Origin of the sequence: Streptomyces sp. NPDC055962, assembly GCF_042270185.1 — a bacterium.
GTDB lineage: Bacteria > Actinomycetota > Actinomycetes > Streptomycetales > Streptomycetaceae > Streptomyces.
Map to the genome: position 1 here is coordinate 19,167 of NZ_JBHJYN010000020.1, position 19,839 is coordinate 39,005.

Sequence of the window (19,839 nt, forward strand, 5' to 3'; positions counted from 1 at the left end):
AAGGGGATGCGGGGCGCAGGTCAGGTGGAGCGCTGGGTGGTGGAGAGGCCGAGCGCCTTCAGGTCCGGCATGGTGCCCTCCTGCGCCGCGCGGACCGCTCCGAGGATGGAGCCCTGGCCTCCGCTCGCCCGCGCCAGTCCGTCCTTCATGATCCTTCCCGTGGCCGACATCCGGGGGCCCCAGACCCAGCCGGGCCGGATCTTCCGCGCCTCCTGCTCGAAGAGCGTGTAGATGTCCTGGCCGCCGTAGTAGGCGCGGTCGAAGGCCTTGCGGCCCACGTCGACCAGGCCGGGCGCGGCCGGGTACTGGCTGCTCGCGCCGCTGGAGAGCCGGGCGCGCAGGGCGTCCGGGTGGGAGACCTGCCACTCGATGAACTCCATGGCGGCCTCGGGGTCCGCACAGTCCTTGGTGACCGCGAACGTCGACCCGCCGTGGGTCCCGACCCCGGGGTCCGCCGGGTCCCACTGGGGCATCGGGGCGATCTTCCACAGACCCTTCTGGGCGGGACGGGCCTTCATCTGGGCTCCTGCGTCCCACGCACCGCTGAGCCGGCTGAGCACCAGGCCCTCCGCGATCTGGACATCGCTCTGCCTGCTCTCCACGGCGTTCATGTACACCTGGTCCCGGTCGGTGAGCCGCTGCCAGTAGGCGCTCACCCGCCGGGTCGGCGCATCGGCGAGCGAGAGGTTCCAGGCGCCGCCCGAGGTGTCGAACCACCGGGCCCCCGCCTGCCACGCGAAGGCGGCGAGCTGGGTGTCACCGTCCGTCGGGAAGAGCGCCATCCGGCGCTCACCGCCTGTGCGGCGCACGCTCCTCGCCGCGTCCTCGAACTCCTCCCAGGTGCGCGGGACGCCCAGCCCGTACCGCTCGAAGAGGTCGGTGCGGTAGTGCAGCACCATGGGCTCTATGTCGAGCGGGACGCTGAACACCCGCTTCTCGAAGGTGGTCAGCCCCAGCGCCTGCGGCAGCAGCTTGGCGCGGAGGCCCTCACCGACGAGGTCCGTGATGTCACGGCACACCCCGTCGATGGCGAAGCCCGGGACCTGGGGGTACTCGATGGTGGCGATGTCCGGGGCGTTGCCCGCCCGGGCGGCGTTGCTCAGCTTGGCGTAACCGCCCTGGGCCCCGCCGGGGACCTGCTGGAAATCGACCTCGATGGTGTCGTGACCGCGGTTGAACGCGTCCACGACCTCCTGGCTGCCCCGCAGGGCCGACCAGAAGGTGATGCGTGTCTTCCTGCCGGTCCTGCTGCTGACCGTCCTGCCGGTACTGCTCGTGCTGCCCGATCGTGTGTCTCCGCCACCGCCTCCGCAGGCGCTGAGCGCGCCTGTCAGAGGCAGTGCGGCGATCGTGGCGAGCACGGATCGACGGCTCTGTCGACCAGGCATGTGCGCCTCCCGCGGCTCCTGATTCGAGACACGGGGAATACTGATCGGCTGGTCGATCGCGGTCAATAGATCGATCAAAAGAAGCGTGAAGTGTTCAATCGATCAGTCGGTAGGCGGGGGCAACACACGGGTCGATCCGCGCACTTCGAGACGCGGCAGCAGTTCCGTCCTGCGGACCGGACCGGTCGTGCCGGCCGGCTGCCCCAGCCGGTACAGGAGCAGCTCGGCCGCCGCCCGTCCGATCTCGGCCCTCGGCGGGGAGACCGCGGTGAGGGAGGTACTGGCCAGGGCCGCGACCACATCGTCGTACGCCACCACCGAGCAGTCCCGCGGCACCCCGATCCCGTTCTCCGTCAGCCGCTGGACCAGCATGAGGGCGTCCTCGTCGCCGTGCAGGACGGCGCCGGTGACGCCTCGCTCCCGCAGGTGCGCCGTGAGGTCCGGGGCCTCCTCCAGCGTGCCGGGCTCCCCGGGGCCCGCGTGGGGCGAACTCAGCACCACCGACCACTCCTCCACCTCGGGCCGGGCCGCCGCGATCTCGGCGAACGCCGCCCGTATGGCTCGTGCCGTGGGGCTGTCGTTCCTGGCCGCCAGCACGAGCCGGCGGTGGCCGAGCGAGATCAGGTGGTCCACGGCCAGATGGATCCCGTACCAGTGGTCGGAGCACACGGTGTCCATGGCGTGCAGCACGCTGCCGGACCGGGGCCGCCGCTCCATCATGACGGTGGGCACCCCCACCTCGGCCAGCCATCCGTAGTCCGCCTCCTCACCCGCGGCGCTGCGCCACCGGGGGGCGATCAGCAGACCGCGTACGCCGGCGGCCAGGGCCCTTTCCACCTGTGGCCGTTCGGCCCCGGCCATCTGCGGGGCGATGTGCAGGGTGATCCGCGCACCCGCCTCCTCCAGCGCCGTCCTTGCGCCGTGCAGCGTCTCGTAGAGGTAGGAGTGCCGCTCCGGGACGACCAGGCCGACGGCGGCCCCCTCGCCGGCGGGTTCGCCGCCGCGTGCGGCCGGCACGGCGGCCGGCGGCCCGGTGTCCCCCATCGGCCGGACCACGCCGTGTCCGCGCCGCAGCATCCCCGTCCTGGCGAGCTCCTCCACGTCCCGTCGGAGCGTGACCATCGAGACCTCGAGCTCGGAGGCGAGCGCACTCACCTTGACGGCGCCCCTCGCGTGCACCACCGCGAGGATGCGCGTGCGCCTCGCGTCAACAGGCTCCCGCATGCCGGCCCCCTTGCCTACTGCTGTGCGATGTTCGTTTGAACGCTTACGTGAGCGATCGCAGCATAGCGAGGGACTCGCGCCCGGAGAGGCCGCAGGATGGAACGATGATCCGCCGAGAGGAAGATGTGTCTACCATCTGAGCCGGAATGGATACCCTCACACTCTGGCAACTGGCCGCGCTCGCGGCGGCATCCACCCTCGTCGGCTTCTCCAAGACGGCGGTCAGCGGTGCCAATACGATCAGCCTCGCGGTCTTCGCGGCCGTCCTCCCGGCGCGCGAATCCACCGGGGTGCTGCTCCCGATCCTGATCGCGGGCGACCTCCTCGCCGTGCTGGTCTACCGCCGTCACGCCCACTGGCCGACCCTGCTGCGGCTGTTCCCCGCCGTGGCCGTCGGGGTGGTGGCGGGCACCGTCTTCATGCTGTGGGCCGACGACGACGCCGTACGCACCTCGATCGGTGCGATCCTGCTCTTCATGGCGGGCGTCACCCTGTGGCGCAGACGCGCGCGGCCCGGACCGGCTCCCGAGGGGGAGGACGGGGACGGCCCCTCGCGCGGCGGCCGGTTCAAGGCCCGCTCGTACGGGGTGCTCGGCGGTTTCACCACCATGGTCGCCAACGCGGGCGGTCCCGTGATGTCGCTCTACCTGCTGTCGGCGGGCTTCCACAAGCTGGGCTTCCTGGGGACGTCGGCGTGGTTCTTCCTCATCGTCAACACCTCCAAGGTCCCCTTCAGCGTGGGACTCGGTCTCATCGACGCCCGGTCGCTGCTGCTGGACGCCGCCCTGGTGCTCTTCGTCGTCCCGGGCGCCTGGCTCGGCCGTGCCTGCGTCGGCCGGATCAACCAGAAGCTCTTCGACCGGATCGTGATCGGAGCCACCGTCCTGGGCGGCCTCCAGCTGCTGCTGCGCTGAAGGCCGCCCGGGGAGGGACGGTCAGACGATGCCCTCGGCGATCTCCGCCTGCTCACGGGCGTTCCCGTACGCGTCCGGGGTGCTGTACGAACGGCGCGCGACGAACCACCACACCGTGGCCAGGACCAGCACCACGACCAGGGCGATCGACGCGTAGTTCATCGAGTCGACGGTCACCGGCGACGACTGGGGGAGCAGGAAGATCACGGTCACGATCGCGACCCACGTCACGGCGATCCAGCCGATCGGCTTCGACCAGCGGCCCAGGTGCCAGGGACCGCGCTCGAAGCGGTCCCCGGCCCGCAGCTTGAGATAGATCGGGATGGCGTACGCCGGAGTGATCCCGATGACGTTGATCGCCGTGACCGCCCCGTACGCCGTCGCCGAGTACAGCGAGGGCACCGCCAGCAGGGCGGCGACCGCGACCGACAGCCACACGGCGGGCACGGGCGTCTGGGTGCGCGCGCTCACCCTGCGCCACAGGGCGGAGCCCGGCAGCGCGTTGTCACGGCTGAAGGCGAAGACCATCCGGCTCGCGGCCGCCACCTCGGCGTTGCCGCAGAAGAGCTGGGCCGCGATGACGATCAGCAGCATGGCGGTGGCGCCCGCCGTGCCCAGCGCGTCGATCAGGATCTGGGCGGGCGGCACCCCGGTGGCGCTGTTCTGGGTGCCCGCGTAGTCCTGGATGGCGAACGTCAGACCGGCCAGCAGGACGAACCCGGCGACCCAGGAGACCCAGATCGCCCGGACGATGCCCTTGGCCGCGGTCACCGACGCGTTGGACGTCTCCTCGGACAGGTGGGCGGAGGCGTCGTAGCCGCAGAAGGTGTACTGCGCGAGCAGCAGGCCGATGGCCGCCACGTAGATCGGATTCTCCCAGCCCGTGCCGTTGACGAACTCGGTGAACACGAACGACGGCGACTGGTGGTCGGAGGGCACGATCGCCAGCACCGTCACGATCACGGCGACACCGGCCAGGTGCCACCAGACGCTGATCGAGTTGAGCAGGCTGACCAGACGCACACCGAAGAGGTTCAGCACGGCGTGCAGGAGCAGGATGCAGAGGAAGATCAGCATCGTGGAGCCCGGCGTGGGATCGAACCCCCACTGGAGATTGAGCAGGGCGCCCGTGAACAGCGCCGCGCCGTAGTCGATGCCGGCGATGGCGCCGAGCAGGCCGAGCAGGTTCAGCCACCCGGTGTACCAGCCCCACTTGCGGCCGCCGAGCCGGTCGGCCATGTAGTAGAGGGCGCCCGACGTGGGGTACGCGCTGGTGACCTCGGCCAGGGCCATGCCCACGCAGAGCACGAACAGGCCGACACCCGCCCAGCCCCAGAGCATCACCGCCGGACCGCCGGCCGACATCCCGAAGCCGTACAGGGTCATGCAGCCGGAGAGGATCGAGATGACGGAGAAGCTGATGGCGAAGTTGCCGAAGCCGCCCATGCGGCGAGCCAGCACCGGCTGGTAGCCGAGCTCGCGCAGCCGCTGCTCTTCGTCCTTCGGGGGCGTGGGCTCCGTGCCCGACCGGGTCGAGGCGGATATGGACATGGGGAGGACCTCCGGGTGGGGGTTGGGGGACGGGGACGTACGTGGGGGGCTCCGGCCGGACCGGCGTGCGGCTCCCTCCCGGGGAGGGGGCGTGCCCGGGAGGTCAGCCGTCCGGGTCTCTCCCGGGCTCGTGCCCGGCGGCCAGACAGCGGCTCCGGGCCCTGAGGAACACGTCCTCGGCCCCGGCCGGATCCTGGGGGGTGCGTGTGCGGTGGGCCCACGGGACCGAGGTGTAGTACGGGCCCATCGCGCGGAACACCGGTGCGGCGTCGGCGAACCGGAGCGAACCCCACAGCGCGTGGGCGAGGTGGTTGAGATCGAGCAGTGACCGGCTCGCCGGGTCGGCGGCGTCGAACCAGACGGACAGGGCCCGCCGGGCGTCGCGTTCGCCGTCCTCGGTCACCCAGTGCAGGTCCAGCGCGTGTTCGTTGCCGTGCTCACGGCGGTAGCGCTCCACGCGCACATACAGCGGCAGCACATGGAGGGCCGAGCCGTCGGGAGCGGAAGAGGCCGCCCACTGGACGAAGTTGACCGCCTCCGAGAGCGTGCCGCTCGCCTGCCTCGCGTAGACGAACTGCAGCATCCGGTGGTAGGCCTCGCGGTTGAACGGATCGCGCTTGTCCGCCTCCGCGAGCAGCCCCCACGGGCCGGGGAACAGCATCGGGCCCGGCGGCAGCAGCCGGTGCTCCTCCAGGCGCTGCCCCTCGTCGAGCTGGGAGAGCGCCAGCAGACACACCCACGGCACGGGATCCCGGGGCGCCGCGTGCGCGGCGGTACGGCATCCCTCCCAGGCCTCCTGCCACAACTGCTGGGCGCTCGGCCGCTTCTCCCGGTGCGCACGGACGGCCCGCTCCACGGTCACCCTGGCGTGCATCACCGCCCCCGCGACACTCCGAGGCTCCTCCGCGAGCCATGCCTGCACCGTGTCCGACCCCGCGGCCACAGCCGCGAGGACCTGGGTCCGCTGGGTCCAGAGTGCCCAGTCCGGTGTGCTCTCCAGCAGATTCCGCATGGCGAGCCAACGGCCGGTCCGCAGGTCCTGTAACGCCACACGCAGCGCGTGATCGTGTCCCGCTGGGTGGTAGACCGGCCGGAAATCACCGGTGGCCATGGACGCGCCCCGCCCCTGGACACACGGTGGGGGAGGGGCGGTGAGCCGGGCACGGCGGCGCGGCGCAAGTTCGTCTCGTCATGAATCCTCAAGAACGTGGGGGGTTGGTCGGTTCGGTCCTGAACGCCCGGTGTTCATCGTCCGGTCGTCCACGGGCGGTGAGTGTAGAGCTCTGCGCACCGTCCGTCGGGGGACTCCGTGGATCTTACTCAAGTAGTGCTGTCACACCGGACGTTGATCTCTCCAGGTGACTCCGGACGGGATGTTCTGGGCAGGGTTGACGCATGACGTGGACTGCACGACTGTGGGCGGAGGGACCAGATGATCACGATTCCGCCCGGGTCAGGGCGGCCCGCACGGCTGGAGCGTGGATTGACAGGACCGGTGCTCGCCATCGACCAGGGGACGTCCGGAACGAAGGCGCTGGTGATCTGCCCCGAGCGCGGGGTGATCGGTTCCGGTTCCGCGTCCGTGCGCCCGCGCCACGGCGCGGGCGGCCTGGTGGAGACCGATCCCGCCGAGCTGATCGGATCGGTCCTCGACGCCGGCCGCCGGGCGGTGGCGGACGCCGCCGAACCCGTGGCCGCCGTCGGTCTGGCCAACCAGGGGGAGACGGTGCTCGCCTGGGACCCCGCGACCGGCAGGCCCCTGACCGAGGCCGTCGTCTGGCAGGACCGGCGTGCGACAGGGATCTGCGGTGAACTCGCCCCGCACGGCGAGGAGCTGAAGCGGCTGACCGGGCTCCCGCTCGATCCGTACTTCGCCGCCCCCAAGATGGCCTGGATACGCCGCGAGCTGACCCGGGAAGGCGTCGTGACCACCAGCGACTCCTGGCTGGTCCACCAGCTGACCGGCGCGTTCGTCACCGACGCCGCCACAGCCGGGCGCACCCAGCTGCTGGGCCTCCACGACGTCGCATGGTCGCCCGCCGCCCTGGAGATCTTCTGCCTGTCCGACGAGCGGCTGCCGGCGGTCGTCGACTGCGCCGGGCCCGTCGGCACCACCACGGCGTTCGGCGGTGAGATCCCCCTGACGGGTCTCCTCGTCGACCAGCAGGCGGCCCTGCTGGCACAGAACGCCCTGGAGCCCGGCCAGGCCAAGTGCACCTACGGCACCGGCGCCTTCCTCCTCGCCCAGACCGGCGGCCTGCCCAGCACCGGCTCCACCGGTCTGGTCAGCTGTGTCGCCTGGCGCCTCGGCGGCCGGACCGACTACTGCCTCGACGGACAGGTCTACACAGCGGCCTCGGCGGTGCGCTGGCTCACCGACCTCGGGGTCATCTCCGGGGCCCCGGACCTCGACCCGGTCGGCGCCTCGGTGCCGGACACCGGCGGGGTCACCTTCGTCCCGGCGCTCGCCGGTCTCGCCGCCCCCTGGTGGCGCAGCGACCTGCGCGGCTCCGTGACCGGCCTCGGCCTCGACACCACCGCGGGGCACCTGGTCCGTGCCCTGTGCGAGGGCATCGCCGCCCAGGTCGTCGCCCTGGCCGACGCTGTCGCCGCCGACCTGGGCGCACCCCTGACCACACTGCGGGTGGACGGCGGCCTGACCCGCTCCGCCCTGCTCATGCAGACCCAGGCCGACCTGCTGCAACGGCCGGTCGAGGTCTCGGCGCTGCCCGACGCGACCGCGCTCGGCGCCGGCGTGGTGGCCCGCCTCGGCCTCGACCCCCGCCTTCCACCGGGCCGCGCGGTACCCGACTGGCGGCCGTCCGCCGTGTACGAGCCCCGGATCGGCCCCGAGGAGGCGTCGGAGCGCCTCGCGGGCTTCCGTGCCGCGGTGGACGGCCTGCTGGAGCGCGCGTGACCGTCACCCTCACCACCGCCGGACCCCTGACCCCGGACCGGACCCCGGAGGACACCTACGACGTCACGGTGATCGGCGCGGGCGTCGTCGGCGCGGCCATCGCCCGGGAGCTGGCCCGCCACCGGCTGCGCACCGCTCTGGTCGATGCCGCCGGCGACATCGGCAACGGCACCTCGAAGGCCAACACCGCGATCCTGCACACCGGTTTCGACGCCGTTCCCGGATCGCTGGAGGCCCGTCTCGTACGCGAAGGACAGGGACTCCTGGCCGCCTACGCGGCGGAGACCGGCATCCCCGTGGAGAGGGTCGGCGCGCTCCTCGTGGCCTGGGACGAGGAGCAGCTCGCCGCGCTGCCCGGGCTGCGGGCGAAGGCCGGGCGCAACGGCTACCACGCGTCCCGGATCATCGGAGCGGAGGAACTGCGGCGGCGTGAACCGCATCTGGGACCCGGCGCGCTCGGCGCACTCGAGGTCCCCGACGAGAGCGTCATCTGCCCCTGGACCACCCCGCTCGCCTTCGCCACCCAGGCCGTCAGGGCCGGTGTCCACTTGCACCTCAACTGCCGGGTGGAGGACGTCACGAGCGACGCCGGAAGCCATCTGCTCACCACCACGCGCGGTCCGCTGCGCACCCGCCACCTGGTCAACGCCGCCGGACTGCACGCCGACGAGATCGACCGGCTCCTGGGCCACGACGTGTTCACCGTGACCCCGCGCAGGGGCCAGCTGGTCGTGTTCGACAAGCTCGCCCGCGACCTCGTCTCCCACATCCTCCTCCCGGTGCCGGGCCCGGCGGGCAAGGGCGTCCTCGTCGCCCCGACCGTGTTCGGCAACGTCCTTCTCGGCCCCACCGCCGAGGAACTCGACGACAGGACCGCCACCGGGTCCACCGCGGAGGGCATCCACCTCCTGCGCGAGAAGGGCCGCCGGATCGTGCCCGCCCTGCTCGACGAGGAGGTCACCGCCGTCTACGCGGGCCTGCGCGCCGCCACCGGGCAGGAGGACTACCGCATCCAGGAGTACCCGGCTCAGCGCTACGTCGCCGTGGGCGGCATCCGTTCCACCGGACTGACGGCGTCCATGGCGATCGCGAAGCACGTCATGGGGCTCCTCGCGGCAACCGGCCTGGACGCCGGCGAGCCGGGCGCACTCCCGCACCTGACGATGCCGAACCTCGGCGAGGCGTTCCCCCGGCCCTACCGGGACGCCGGGCTGATCGCCGGCGATCCGGCGTACGGCACGCTGGTCTGCCACTGCGAACAGGTCACCCTCGGGGAGATCCGGGACGCCTTGTCCGCGACGATCCCACCGCACTCCCTGGACGGCCTGCGGCGCCGCACCCGGGCCCGGGGCGGCCGGTGTCAGGGCTTCTACTGCGGCGCCGCCGTCCGCGCCCTGTTCGAGGAGGCACGACCGTGAGCGGGAACGAGCGCGAGGTGGACGTGCTGATCGTCGGTGCCGGCCCGGCGGGGCTGGCGGCCGGCGCGGAACTCGCGGGAGCCGGTGCGGGCCGCGTCGAGATCCTGGAACGCGAGCAGGAGGCGGGCGGCGTGCCACGCCACTGCCACCACGGTGGATTCGGCGGCCGCCTCGACCGCGCGGCGTACGCCTGGGCCGCCGCGACCGGTTCCGCCCACGCCGGACGAGGGACGACCGGGCCCGTGTACGCCCGGCGGAGCGTGGCAGCGGCGGTGGCCGCGGGCGCGGCCCTGCGCACCGGGGTCACCGTCACGGGCTGGGCGGGGCCCCGCACCGTCGAGACCACGGGACCCACCGGGCTCGAACGGATCACCGCCCGCGCCGTCCTGCTCGCCACCGGCGCTCGCGAACGGCCCCGCAGCGCCCGCCTGATCCCCGGCACCCGGCCGCCCGGCGTCTACACCACGGGAGAGCTCCAGCAGGCCGTCCACCTGTACGGACAGCGGATCGGCAGCACCGCGGTCGTCGTCGGCGGCGAGCCCGTCGCCCACGCCGCCGTGGCCACCCTGCGCGCCGCGGGGGTCCGTGTCGTCGCCGTGGTCACCGACCGGACGCCCCTCCCGGTCCTGCCGCGGAGCCGGCACGTCCCCCTGCTCACCGGGGCGACCGTCACGGGGCTCACCGGCAGGGCCCGGCTCACCGGGGTGGCACTGCGCCACGACGACGGCCGCACCACCACGCTGCGCTGCGACACCGTCGTCCTGACCGGCGACTTCGTCCCCGACCACGAGCTTGCCAGGCGCGGCGGCCTCCGCCTCGACCCCGGCACCCGGGGCCCGGCGTACGACACCGCCTTCCGCACCTCGCGTCCGGGCGTCTTCGCCGCCGGGAACGTGCTGCACGCCGTCGAACGTGCGGGGTTCGCGGCTCAGGAGGGCCGAGCCGTGGCGGTGCCCGTGCTGCACCACCTGGCCGGCACCGAGGATCCGGCCGGGGAGGGGCGGCACCTGATCGTCGACGCCCCTCTGCGGTGGATCGCCCCCAACGTGACGGGACCCCCTGGCACGCGCCCGCCGGGGGACCGCTTCGTGCTGCGCACCGCGCGGCGGCTTCCCCGGCCGGTGCTGGTCGTCTCGCAGAACGGGCGCGAACTCCACCGGCAGCGGCTGCTGTCGCCCGCCGTCCCCGGCAGGCCGTTCACCGTCGCGGCCGACTGGCTCGACCGGGTCGACCCGGACGGCGGCCCCGTACGGATCACGGCCCGGTGACCGGCGGAGCGGTGTTCCGTCAGGGGGCTCGCGGAGCGGCCTTCCTCAGGGGATGAGCAGCCGGTCCGCGCCGATCGCCGCCACCAGGCCGACCCCCAGCAGCCAGCTGCCGAGCCGGGTGCGGCCGTTCCTGCTGAGCTCGATCACCACACCGCACAGGATGAGCGCGAGGCCGTACACCCCGACGACCAGCACCGACGAGCGGCTCGCGATCCGCAGGGCCAGGACGACGGCCATCGCCGCCATGCCCACCGAGGAGAGGACGATCCGCAGCCGCCGGGCCTGACGGGGCGTCAGTCTCCGCTCCCGTGCGGCGGGCCCGGGTATCGCCCCGTCGTTCTCGCCCCGGCCCGCGTCCTGCTCCGCGTCCTGCTCCGCGTCCTGCTCGCGGGCCTGCGCTGTTTCCTGGTCCTGGTCCTGGTCAGAAGTGCTCATGACGCCGGATCGTAATGGCTGCGCACCGCGGTGTTCGCCGGACCGGGGGATCAGCCGCGTGGTCAGGCGATCGACGCCGAGACGACGGCCGCCACAGCCAGGTTGCAGGACGCCGTCACCCAGACGGCCGGGTGCGGCTCGCGCTCCACCAGCGTGGCCCCCAGCTTGCCGGGCGTCACCAGGTCCACGACGAGGAACGCCACCGCCATCATGATCAGGCCGAGCAGCCCGAAGGCGGCCGTGGAGGCGAGCCCCTTGCCGAAGTCCTCGTAGGTCGTCCAGATCGACGTGAACACGATCCCGCCGATGCCCAGCAGCGCCGAGCTCAGGAGCAGCGCGGCGTTGCGGTTGCGCTCCTCCCATATCTGGCGGCCGAGCTTGCCCGGGGTGAGGGCGTCGATCAGAAATATGCCGAGAACGAGCAGTACGACGCCGAGGGCCCCGTACGCGGTGGCACGGCCGAGGCCGTTGATGATGTCGGTCATCGGGGCGTCCGTCTCCTGAGCGAGTGAGCGAAACATGGAACAGGAATGTGACAGGCGCGATCGGCGCACCGTCAGGAAAGAGCAAAACCTATCGCATGTAGACGCTCACTCCCCGGCCCGGTCCTCCAGCCGCAACCGGGGTGCCTCCGCGGCCGCGTCCACCACGACCGGACCGTGCGCGGCGACCCGGCCCACGCCCGTGACGCCGCCCGGTCCGTCCTCGGGTCCGCCCGGGTCGGCCCGGTCCATCCGGTCCGCCAGCTCCTGTGCCCAGCCGATGAGCCCGTTCACACCGATCCCGTGCGGAGCGGAGTCCCCGAACCTCTCGACGGCGGTGGCGCCCCGCCGCAACAGCCTTGCTCCGCCCGCCGTGTTGCCCCGGGCGGCATGGGTGAGCCCCACCGCCATCTGCGCGAGTCCGCGCCACAGCTCGCGCTCCTCGGCGGGCCCCGACTTCCAGGCGTCCTCGAACACCTCGTGGGCGTGGAACGGCATCCCCGCGTCCAGCAGCCTCTGGGCCTCGCGCACCGTCTCGCCGGGTGCACGGACCACCCCCTCCGGCTGCCGCTCCACACCCGGAGTCCCGTACGGGAGGGGGCGCCCCAGCCCGTCCCGGGGGCGCGCGTTGCGCGCCCGCCCTTCCTCGTCCCGGTCCCTGCGCGATTCGTCCACCCCCCGATTGTGCCTCGCACCTGCGGAGAACCACGGGAACCCTGTCCGTGAGCACCCGCGCGCGGCTAGGCTCGGACTTCTCCGCAACCACCCTGGGAAGGGGAGGCATGAAGCCGTCCCGGCCGTTGTACGAGCGCGAACCGGAACTCGCCGCCGCAGCACAGGCGGTGGACGCCCTCTGCGGCGGACAAGCCGCCGGCGGGCTGCTCGTCTTCAGCGGCGAAGCCGGCATCGGCAAGACCGCGCTGCTCGGTGAGATCCAGGCCATGGCCGCCGACCGGTGCACCGTGTGGTCCGCACGCGGCGGTGAGACGGTCACCTCGGTGCCGTTCCACGTCGTGCGCCAACTCCTCCAGCCCGCGCTGGACCAGTTCCCCGCCGACGAGATCCGCGCCCTGTTCGGCGACTGGTTCGAGAGCGCCGCACCGGCTCTCGGTCTCGCCGACCCCAGCGGCCCGCAGCCCGACCCGCAGGGCGTCAGGGACGGTCTCGACCACGTCGTCTCCCGCCTCGCCTCCCGCCTCAGCCACCGGCCGCTGGTCCTCATAGTGGACGACGCGCACTGGGCCGACGGCGAATCCCTCGCCTGGCTCTCCGGATTCACTGCGCGCCTGTCCGAACTGCCCGTGCTGGTCGTCCAGGCGCACCGCCCCCAGGAGCTCGCCGACCGCGACGCGGACTGGGCCGTCTCCCGTGGTGAGGAGCGGGGCGCGGCCCCCGCCCACCCGGCGCTGATCCGGGTCGCCTTGCGCGCCCTCACCCCGGACGCCACGGCCGACCTGGTGCGCGCCGGCCTGGGCGACCACGCGGACGACCCGTTCTGCCGGGAGGTCTGGGCCGTGACGGGAGGCAACCCGTACGAGGCGGTCGAGCTCGTCGCCAAGGCGCAGGACCGTGAGCTGGCACCCGTCGAGGAATCCGCCGGGCTCCTCCGCGAGCTCGGTGCCTCGGCCCGTGGCAGCGGACTCGTCGCCCGTCTCGAACGCCTGGGCACCAACGCCAACCGCTTCGCCTGGGCCGCGGCCGTGCTCGGCACGGAGATCTCCCAGGAACTCGCCGCGACGCTCGCCGGCATGAGCTCGGCCGAGGCCGCCGACTGCACGGCCCGCCTGCGGGACGCCCGTATCGTCAGCGGCTTCGACCCGCTGGAGTTCGTCCACCCGCTCATCGCCTCCGCCGTCTACCGCTCCATCCCGCCGGCCACCCGCACCGCCATGCACGGAAGGGCCGCCTGGGCCATCACCCAGGCGGGGCTCGGAGCCGCCGCAGCCTCCCGTCACCTGCTCGAAGTCCACCCGGACGACGACCAGGAACTGGTTGCGCAGCTCCGCGAAGCAGCACGGCAGCACCTCGCGGTCGGCGCCCCGGAAGCCGCCCGTCGCTGCCTCGAACGCGCCCTGGACGAACCGCCGCGCCCCGACGACCGGGCGGCCCTGCTCTACGAACTGGGCTGCGCCACACTGCTCTTCTCGCCGGCCACGACGGTGCAGCACCTGCGCGCCGCACTCGACACACCCGGTCTCGACGGGCCGCTCCGGATCGACGCCACCTTCCGGCTCGCCTCCGCGCTGTCCCACAACAACCAGCTCAAGGACGCGGCGCTCTCGCTGGCCGCCGAGGCGGCCCGGACCGCGCCCGGGCCCGGCCTGATGCGTCTCCAGGCCGCGCACTTCCTGTGGGAGGGCATGCAGGCCGCCGAGGACGACGGGCCAGGACGGTCCGCCCGGCTCGCACGCAACGCCGACCACCTCAAGGGCCGAGACAACGCCGAGCGCGCCCTGCTCACCCTCCGGGCCTTCGACGCCATGCTGCGCGGGGAGAACGCCCAGCTCGTCGTGGACTTCTGCGAACGCGCGCTCGTCGACGGCCGTCCCGCCCGCGGGCTCGGCTGGACCGACACCGAATGGGGCTTCGAACTTCCCACGATGGTCGGTATCACCTACGCGTTCACCGACCGGACGGACCGCGCCGAGGAACTCTTCAGCGAGGCCGTGCGCGCCTTCGAGATCTCCGGCTGGAGCGGCGCGCACCTCGCGTTCGCGCACACCCTGCTCGGCCTCGTGCACCGCCGGCGCGGCCGTCTCGCCGAGGCCGAGGGCTTCCTGCGCGAAGGGCTGCGCCTCGCCGACCGGGCCGGCCGCGGGCTCCCCGTCCACTGGGACGCCGCCTGCCTCCTCGTCGACACGCTCCTCGCCCGCGGCCGCACGGCCGAGGCCCGGCTCGTCGCCGACCGGTACGACTTCGGTCCGCCGTACCCGACCGCGATGGTCCTGCCGGACGCGCCGTGCGTCCGCGGACGGCTGCTGCTGGCCGAAGGCCGTACGGAGGAGGCCGTGGCCGAGCTGGAGTCGGCGGGGCGGCCCTGGAGCCCCGGGGCCGCTTCAACGGCGTCTGGGCCCCCTGGGCGGGCGACCTGGCCCGTGCCCTGGCGGACAGCGACCCGGTCCGGGCCTCCCAGCTCGCCACCCGTGCCCGCGTCCACGCGGAGCGCTTCGGCACGGACACGGCGATCGGGGAGGCGCTGCGCTGCGTGGCCCTCTTCGCACCGGAGGGGGAGGCCGAGCAGCTGCTCGCGGAGTCCGTACGCCACCTCGAGGCGTCCTCGTCCGCCTACGAGCACGCCTTGGCCCGGTTCGAGTACGGCATCGCGATCCACTCCCAGCGGGAGGTAGCCCGGGCCCAGAAGATCGCCGCCGCCTGCGGCGCGGAAGGACTGGCGACCCGCGCCCAGCAGGTACGCGCGTCGATCCGGTCCTCGGAGTGAGGTAATGTTTGTCCTGCGCGGTCACCCGGGAACACCGGGAGAAAACGCATCGGGACGTGGCGCAGCTTGGTAGCGCACTTGACTGGGGGTCAAGGGGTCGCAGGTTCAAATCCTGTCGTCCCGACGGAAACGTCGCAGATCAGAGGGGTCCTTCGGGGCCCCTCTTGATCGTTTCCAGGGGTGCCGTCCCATCATTTCGCACCAACGCTGCTGATCAAGGTAGGCCGAGCAGTGCGGCCGGCTTCTCCGGACCCGTTTTCGGCGACTGCTCCTGAGCGGGGTCCCGCTCGCCAACGGCGTGGACGGTCCCCCGGCGCGACGGCAGGCGCGCCGGGCCGGCCGGGGCCGGTCCTGCCGCCGCCTGGCGTGTGAAGGAAGAAGAGGCCGAGAACGCCGGTCGGGACGAGTCCGCCAGGAGGTCGGCCCAGCGAGGGGGGAGTGCGTGAGCGGGACACCGGATTCCTTCGCGTACGCGGCGGCCGGGGGATCGTGGGCGGGTCCCGTCAGGACGGCAGCGGTACGCCTTGGTACACGCGCTGGAGGAGGTCGAACAGCGGGCGGTCGTAGCGCTGCAGTTCACCTCGGGTGTTGATCTCGTTGTGGACGCCGTCCCCGCCGGGCCGGCCCTCGTAGTTGACGTCGAAGTAACTCTGCACGCCCTCCGCCCGGTACTCGGAGGTGTTGGTCGCCGCGTAGGTGTTGTTCCAACGCCCGGACGCCCGCGCCTGGTTGTAGGCGTTCTCGAGGTCCCGGGTGTAAGCGGGGTCGATGTGCCGGAGGGACATGTCGGCGACCGAGTGCCCGAACTCGTGGACGAAGACGTTTTCGCGCCCCTGGCCGTCCGTGAGGTTGGCCTCGGTGCCGACCGACAGCGGCAGCGAGTCGGAGGCGCCCATCCCGCCCCAGTACCGGTCGTCGAGCTGCGTTCCCCAGGCGGCCTGCACCTCGGGGATCGAGCTCATCCGCTCGCCGCGCGCTGTGAGGACCACCCGTACGTTGCGGCGCGACAGCTCGCCGACCGGGTAGTACGGCCAGGTCCGGGTGAGCGCCTCCAGCTGACGTGCCGCCTTGAGGAGAGTGGCGTCCGAGATCCGGGCCGAGCCGAGGACGGCGACGGAAGCTCCGGTGTTCACATCCGTCGGTCCCTGGACGTACTTGGCGTACCAGCGGGTGTCGAGCCGGTACCGGTCCACGACCGACTGCGGCACGGGGCTCTGCACGGCAGCCGCGGCGCCGACGGTCCGGTGTGCCGCAGTCCTGGGAGCGGAGGCCGGCGCGCCCACCGGTCCGGAGCCTGCGGACGCCGGTGCGGTGCCGGCCGGCGTGCCGCACAGGGCGGCCGCAAGAACGGCCGCGAGCGTGGCGAGGCGGCGGCCGGGGCCCGCGGTACGGCGGCGGAGGGTGCCCGCGTGCGGCGTGGGGGGCATGGCTCACCTTTCGTACGCGCCGGAGCGGCGCTGCGGAGGCGGTGGGGGAGCGATGGGGAGAGGCGGGGCGGGCCCCGGGGAGGGGCGGGGCGTCCGGGCCTGTTGCCGACACTGGCACGGGTTGCGCGTTCCTGGAACCGGTGCGCAGGCGATGGACGATTCCCGATGGATCTGCCGGGACGAAGACCGGACGGTTTCGGGACACCGGCGACGCTGCGGCTTGAAGTCACGACCTGCAATGTCAACACCCCATCGAAACAACCAGGTTGACCGTCGCCGGCCGCGCCAGGATGTCGCGGCTGCACAGACTCCGTTCGTTCGTTTTTGAGGCTTCCTGATGGATTCCGTTGGTCTCTGTTTTCTGTTACGTTCCCCCCCGCCTCACCCTCTCGCCTCATCCCCCTCACTCCGCATGGACTCCCGCACGCCGTCGGCCGGTAAGCCGTACGGGGTGACGGTCCTGCGAGCCGCCCAGACCTGGAGGAGTCCGATGCGCCGCATCATCGCCTGCCTGGTGGCCCTGTTGGTGGCGGCGTTCGGAGTCCCGGCGCTCGCCGGTGCCGCCTTCGCCGCCGTTCAGCCCAAGACGCCACCGCTGACCACCCCGTGGACGGATCAGGTGTCCACCACGAACCCACTGCCCGAGTACCCGAGACCCCAGATGACCAGAGGGGCCTGGCAGTCCCTGAACGGTGAGTGGGAGTTCCTCAATCCGGCCACCGACGGCGCCGGCAACGTCAACCGGTACGCCGCCCCGCCGGTTGGTCAGACGCTGCCCGAGCGGATACTCGTGCCCTACCCGGTGGAGTCGGCGCTGTCGGGCATCATGCGCAACGACAACCGCGACCTGATGTTCTACAAGCGGTCGTTCACCGTGCCCGCGGGCTGGAACGGCCAGCGGATCAACCTCCACTTCGGGGCGGTCGACTACGAGGCCACCGTCTTCGTCAACGGCACCCAGGTCACCACGCACAAGGGCGGCTACGACCGATTCGACGTCGACGTCACCCCTCAACTGAAGTCCGGCGCGAACGAGTTGATCGTCAGGGTCTACGACCCCACCGACGGACGTGGCGAGAAGCAGCCGGTCGGCAAGCAGGTCAACCAGACCAGCAACATCTTCTACACCCCCTCCTCCGGCATCTGGCAGACGGTGTGGCTCGAGCCCACCCCCGCCTCGTCGGTCTACTCCGTCGACATCCGCGCCGACCTCGCCGACAACACCGCCCGGGTCCGCGTCTTCACCCGCGGCGACGTCACCGGCCACACCGTCCTCGCCCAGGCGATGAACGGCGCCCAGGTCGTCGGGCAGAACACCGGCGCGTTCACCGAGTTCTCCGTGCCCGTCCCCGACGCCCGGCGGTGGTCGCCAGACGACCCGTTCCTCTACGACCTGAAGGTCCAGCTGCGCAACGCCTCCGGCGCCACCGTCGACACGGTGACCAGCTACTTCGGCATGAGGGAGATCGGCACGAAGAAGGTCAACGGGGTCCTGCGGCCCACCCTGAACGGTGAGTTCGTCTTCCAGGTCGGCACCCTTGACCAGGGCTTCTGGCCCGACGGCCTCTACACCGCTCCGACTGATGCCGCGCTCGCCTCCGACCTGCAGAAGCACAAGGACCTCGGTTTCAACATGGTCCGCAAGCACATCAAGGTCGAACCCGCCCGCTGGTACTACCACGCCGACCGGCTCGGCCTGCTCGTCTGGCAGGACGTGCCGTCCACCCCGGCCTTCGACCAGAGCCGCACCCCCTCCCAGATCGCCCAGTTCGAGACGGAGGCGCGCGAGATCATCGACGAGCACCGCTTCTCGCCGGCCGTCGTCACCTACGTGCCCTTCAACGAAGGGTGGGGCGAGTGGGACCTGAACGACACCCGACGGATCACCACCGCGCTGAAGAACCAGGACCCGTCCCGGCTGGTGAACTCACACAGCGGCTACAACTGCTGTGTGAGCAAAGGCGATCCGGGCACCGGTGACATGCTCGACTGGCACGTCTACACCGGACCCGACGCACCGCGCCCCTCCGACACCCGGATCTCCGTCCTCGGCGAGTTCGGCGGCATCGGACTGCGCACCCCGGGCCACGAGTACAGTCCGCGCAACGAGTTCTTCGCCTACGAGGAGGTCTCCAGCGCGGCGCAGCTCAACGACCGCTATACCGGCATGGTCCGCGACACCCAGCACCTGATGACCGCCAAGGGCCTCTCGGCGTTCATCTTCACCGAGATCACTGACGTGGAGGGCGAGTACAACGGCCTGTTCACCTACGACCGCCGGGTCCAGAAGGTCGACACCGCGCAAGTGCGCAAGGCGCACGGCGACCTCATCGCCGCCTCCCGCAACCTCAACGCGGCCACGCCGCTGACCCTGGGTCACGTCCGCTCGTTCAAGTCGACCTCGGCCGGCTCCACCGACCGCTACCTGCGGCACGCGGACAGCCTGGGGCGCACGGACGTCCTGACCACGGCGTCATCCGACGGCGCCCGCCAGGACGCCTCGTTCCGCACGGTGCCAGGTCTCGGGGACTCGCGCTGCTACTCCTTCGAGTCGGTCAACTTCCCCGGCCGCTACCTGCGCCACGCCAACTTCCGGGTGCGGCTCGACGCCGACACCGGAGGCTCGTTCCGGGCGGACGCCACCTGGTGCAGCCGGACCGGGCTCGCCGCCGGCGGCACGTCCTTCGAGTCGCTGAACGTGCGCGGCAGCTACCTGCGGCACTACGCCGACAACGTGTACCTCGCCCGCAGCGGCGGTACCAACGCCTGGGACACGGCCTCCGGCTTCACCGCCGACGCCACCTGGAACGTCGCCGTCCCGGCGCTGTGGCGCAGCTCGGTGATGATGCCCGCCGACGCGCGGCGCTCGCTGCGGGTCGCCACGTTCAACTTCACCGACCGCTACCTGCGGCACGCCGACAGCCTCGCCTACACGGAGATCGTGAACGCGGGCAGCCCGGCGGTCCTCAAGGCCGACGCCACCTACACGATCCGGCGCGGGCTCGCCGACTCCTCCTGCTACTCCTTCGAGTCGGTGAACTTCCCCGGCCAGTACCTGCGACACGCCGCGAGCCGGGTCCGCAACGCGCCGAACGACAACACCGCGCTCTTCCGCGAGGACGCGACGTTCTGCGCCAGGCCCGGTCTCAGCGGCACCGGGGTCACCCTGGAGTCCTTCAACCAGCCGGGATCCTTCCTCCGCCACTTCGAATCCCAGGTGTACATCGCCGAGGGAGGCGCGAACGAAGGCTTCAATCGCCCACAGGCCATCACCGCCGACTCCACCTGGACCCTGGCGAACCCCTGGACGCCCTGATCCGGTCACCACCTGAACAGCACGGACACCCCGGTGGGGCCACGGCGAGCGCCGCGGCCC

The 19,839-nt window shown here is 72.2% G+C and carries 13 protein-coding genes, 1 tRNA gene and 1 pseudogene; 7 read left to right on the forward strand and 8 right to left on the reverse strand.

From position 1 onward, the window contains the following. Positions 1 to 20: 20 nt before the first annotated feature. The gene (locus ACFC51_RS34185) at positions 21 to 1,388 is read right to left on the reverse strand and encodes an ABC transporter substrate-binding protein (protein WP_376532631.1); all 1,368 of its coding nucleotides are present in this window, start codon (positions 1,386 to 1,388) and stop codon (positions 21 to 23) included. A 102-nt stretch (positions 1,389 to 1,490) separates the two neighbouring features. After that, entirely contained in the window at positions 1,491 to 2,612 is a 1,122-nt protein-coding gene (locus tag ACFC51_RS34190; RefSeq protein WP_376370669.1) for a substrate-binding domain-containing protein, read from the reverse strand. Between the two features lie 146 nt (positions 2,613 to 2,758). On the opposite strand from ACFC51_RS34190, the gene ACFC51_RS34195 reads away from it, so the two are divergent. After that, entirely contained in the window at positions 2,759 to 3,526 is a 768-nt protein-coding gene (locus tag ACFC51_RS34195) for a sulfite exporter TauE/SafE family protein (protein ID WP_376532633.1), read from the forward strand. Positions 3,527 to 3,547: 21 nt separating this feature from the next. On the opposite strand, the gene ACFC51_RS34200 is transcribed toward ACFC51_RS34195, so the two are convergent. After that, the gene (locus tag ACFC51_RS34200; RefSeq protein ID WP_376370665.1) at positions 3,548 to 5,077 is read right to left on the reverse strand and encodes an amino acid permease; all 1,530 of its coding nucleotides are present in this window, start codon (positions 5,075 to 5,077) and stop codon (positions 3,548 to 3,550) included. Positions 5,078 to 5,180: 103 nt separating this feature from the next. Beyond that, on the reverse strand, positions 5,181 to 6,188 hold the full coding sequence (locus ACFC51_RS34205; protein WP_376532635.1) for a hypothetical protein: 1,008 nt from the start codon (positions 6,186 to 6,188) through the stop codon (positions 5,181 to 5,183). Between the two features lie 372 nt (positions 6,189 to 6,560). Between ACFC51_RS34205 and ACFC51_RS34210 the strand changes: the two genes are divergently transcribed. The 3 genes from ACFC51_RS34210 to ACFC51_RS34220 are packed head-to-tail and all read left to right on the forward strand — an operon-like array spanning position 6,561 to position 10,680. Further along, positions 6,561 to 7,994: an FGGY family carbohydrate kinase gene (locus ACFC51_RS34210; RefSeq protein WP_376532637.1), complete on the forward strand. Its 1,434-nt coding sequence runs from the start codon at positions 6,561 to 6,563 to the stop codon at positions 7,992 to 7,994. Then, positions 7,991 to 9,412 carry an FAD-dependent oxidoreductase gene (locus tag ACFC51_RS34215; RefSeq protein ID WP_376532639.1) on the forward strand — a complete coding sequence of 474 codons (1,422 nt, stop codon included), beginning with the start codon at positions 7,991 to 7,993 and terminating at the stop codon, positions 9,410 to 9,412. Before ACFC51_RS34210 ends, ACFC51_RS34215 begins: the two co-directional genes overlap by 4 nt. Beyond that, complete coding sequence (locus ACFC51_RS34220) at positions 9,409 to 10,680, forward strand: NAD(P)/FAD-dependent oxidoreductase (protein ID WP_376532641.1); 1,272 nt, start codon at positions 9,409 to 9,411, stop codon at positions 10,678 to 10,680. Before ACFC51_RS34215 ends, ACFC51_RS34220 begins: the two co-directional genes overlap by 4 nt. 45 nt (positions 10,681 to 10,725) lie before the next feature. Here ACFC51_RS34220 and ACFC51_RS34225 read toward each other — a convergent pair whose 3' ends face one another. The 3 genes from ACFC51_RS34225 to ACFC51_RS34235 all read right to left on the reverse strand — a co-directional run bounded on the left by ACFC51_RS34225 (position 10,726) and on the right by ACFC51_RS34235 (position 12,272). Continuing rightward, on the reverse strand, positions 10,726 to 11,115 hold the full coding sequence (locus ACFC51_RS34225; RefSeq protein ID WP_376370658.1) for a hypothetical protein: 390 nt from the start codon (positions 11,113 to 11,115) through the stop codon (positions 10,726 to 10,728). A gap of 62 nt (positions 11,116 to 11,177) precedes the next feature. Continuing rightward, positions 11,178 to 11,600 (reverse strand): DUF350 domain-containing protein, encoded by a 423-nt coding sequence (locus tag ACFC51_RS34230; RefSeq protein ID WP_376370656.1) that lies wholly within the window; start codon positions 11,598 to 11,600, stop codon positions 11,178 to 11,180. Between the two features lie 105 nt (positions 11,601 to 11,705). After that, positions 11,706 to 12,272: a DUF309 domain-containing protein gene (locus ACFC51_RS34235; RefSeq protein ID WP_376532643.1), complete on the reverse strand. Its 567-nt coding sequence runs from the start codon at positions 12,270 to 12,272 to the stop codon at positions 11,706 to 11,708. A 107-nt stretch (positions 12,273 to 12,379) separates the two neighbouring features. Here ACFC51_RS34235 and ACFC51_RS34240 point away from each other — a divergent pair. Continuing rightward, a pseudogene (locus ACFC51_RS34240) lies at positions 12,380 to 15,036 on the forward strand (AAA family ATPase). A 50-nt stretch (positions 15,037 to 15,086) separates the two neighbouring features. After that, a tRNA-Pro gene (locus tag ACFC51_RS34245) sits at positions 15,087 to 15,160 on the forward strand. A 379-nt stretch (positions 15,161 to 15,539) separates the two neighbouring features. Here the strand turns inward: ACFC51_RS34245 and ACFC51_RS34250 are convergent. Next, positions 15,540 to 16,463, reverse strand: coding sequence for a hypothetical protein (locus ACFC51_RS34250; RefSeq protein ID WP_376532645.1), 924 nt, complete (start codon positions 16,461 to 16,463; stop codon positions 15,540 to 15,542). Positions 16,464 to 16,953: 490 nt separating this feature from the next. Between ACFC51_RS34250 and ACFC51_RS34255 the strand changes: the two genes are divergently transcribed. Beyond that, a complete protein-coding gene (locus tag ACFC51_RS34255) occupies positions 16,954 to 19,779 on the forward strand; it encodes an AbfB domain-containing protein (RefSeq protein WP_376370649.1) in 2,826 nt (941 codons plus the stop codon). Positions 19,780 to 19,839 lie beyond the last annotated feature (60 nt).

Coding starts and splice junctions, on each gene's coding strand:
- ACFC51_RS34185 (WP_376532631.1), bottom strand. CDS start 1,388: ATGCCTGGTCGACAGAGCCGTCGATCCGTGCTCGCCACGATCGCCGCA.
- ACFC51_RS34190 (WP_376370669.1), bottom strand. CDS start 2,612: ATGCGGGAGCCTGTTGACGCGAGGCGCACGCGCATCCTCGCGGTGGTG.
- ACFC51_RS34195 (WP_376532633.1), top strand. CDS start 2,759: ATGGATACCCTCACACTCTGGCAACTGGCCGCGCTCGCGGCGGCATCC.
- ACFC51_RS34200 (WP_376370665.1), bottom strand. CDS start 5,077: ATGTCCATATCCGCCTCGACCCGGTCGGGCACGGAGCCCACGCCCCCG.
- ACFC51_RS34205 (WP_376532635.1), bottom strand. CDS start 6,188: ATGGCCACCGGTGATTTCCGGCCGGTCTACCACCCAGCGGGACACGAT.
- ACFC51_RS34225 (WP_376370658.1), bottom strand. CDS start 11,115: ATGAGCACTTCTGACCAGGACCAGGACCAGGAAACAGCGCAGGCCCGC.
- ACFC51_RS34230 (WP_376370656.1), bottom strand. CDS start 11,600: ATGACCGACATCATCAACGGCCTCGGCCGTGCCACCGCGTACGGGGCC.
- ACFC51_RS34250 (WP_376532645.1), bottom strand. CDS start 16,463: ATGCCCCCCACGCCGCACGCGGGCACCCTCCGCCGCCGTACCGCGGGC.
- ACFC51_RS34255 (WP_376370649.1), top strand. CDS start 16,954: ATGCGCCGCATCATCGCCTGCCTGGTGGCCCTGTTGGTGGCGGCGTTC.